General features: G+C 66.8%; 2 protein-coding genes. Both read right to left on the bottom strand.

The annotated features are described in order from the left end of the window. Window positions 1-39: 39 nt before the first annotated feature. Window positions 40-486: a hypothetical protein gene (locus tag AB0J09_RS65450; RefSeq protein ID WP_360714655.1), complete on the bottom strand. Its 447-nt coding sequence runs from the start codon at window positions 484-486 to the stop codon at window positions 40-42. Continuing rightward, window positions 483-1,127: transposase (locus AB0J09_RS65445; protein ID WP_360714653.1), on the bottom strand; the 645-nt coding region annotated here is incomplete at its 5' end. The genes AB0J09_RS65450 and AB0J09_RS65445, both read right to left, overlap by 4 nt.

Genomic DNA, 1,127 nt, shown 5'->3' with positions numbered 1-1,127 from the left:
GTTGGGTTAGGCCTGCTGGTCGGAGACCCGCCGTTCGGACTATGGGCGCGGCTGGGTGAACAATCCCGGCTCGGTCTCGACGAGGATGCCGCGGCTGGCCAGTCGTTTGAGCTTGGCGCGGACGTTCTGGATGGCGTTCTGTGTCAGCGGCAGGTCCATGGCCATAGCAAGATCGCGGGCGCGCAGGGAGCCGCCGACCTCGCCGAAGACGGCGAGGATCTGCTGATAGGCGGGATGATCGGGGATCGCGGGAGGAGGTGCGACCGGCTCGACCGGGGCGGGGTCCTCCTCGGCAAGGGAGATGAGGGTCTTGCGGCTGATCCGCAGATGCTCGACCTGCTCGCTGAGTTCTCCCAGACGCGCGGTCAGAGTGTCGATCTCCGCCTGGGTCTGCTCGATCTGGCAGGTCAAGACCTGCTCGCGGGCGTCGATCCGATCCAGGAGCCAGGTGCCGGGGTCGGGTAGGCGAGCGTCGGGCCCGGTCATGTCCACCGCCACGCGGGGGCCGTGCCACGGGTCAGACGGCGGGACATCACGTCCGTCATCGCCCAATACACCCGTGATTCGGAACTGGCCGGAAGGTGCTCGTAGTCGCGGACCAGACGCCGGTGGAACATCAAGATGCCGTAGGTCTGCTCGACGATCCATCTCTTGGGCTGGGGGACGAACCCCTTGTCGGCGGGGTTACGTCCGACGATCTCCACGTCGATCCCCAGACCGGCGCCATGCGCAAGGACCGTGTTCTTGAACCCCTGGTCGACCAGCGCCTTGGTCACCGTGCCCTCGGTGCCGGCGGCGACCCGGTCCAGCAGAGCCATCCCGGCAACATTCTCGTGGGCCGAGGCGGCCAGCATGACCACGGCGATGACCAGGCCCAGCGCGTCCACCGCCAAGCCCCGTTTCCTGCCCGGTACTCGCTTGGCGGCGTCCTTACCGGTCGTGGAGGCGGGAACCCCAGCCGCGACGTGGACACTCTGGGTGTCCAGCACGACCAGGCTCGGGTCGGCTAATCGTTTCTTCTTCTCGCGCAGATGCCAGCGCAGCAGGTCGTGGATCGTCTTGTCAGTGCCGTCATCACGCCACTTGCTGAAGTAGTAGTACGTCGCGCTCTTGGGCGGCAGGTCGTG

Origin of the sequence: Nonomuraea sp. NPDC049784, from assembly GCF_040659615.1 — a bacterium.
Classification (GTDB): domain Bacteria; phylum Actinomycetota; class Actinomycetes; order Streptosporangiales; family Streptosporangiaceae; genus Nonomuraea.
The sequence above is the reverse complement of the archived record's forward strand: the minus strand, read 5'-3'. Positions and strand labels throughout refer to the sequence as shown.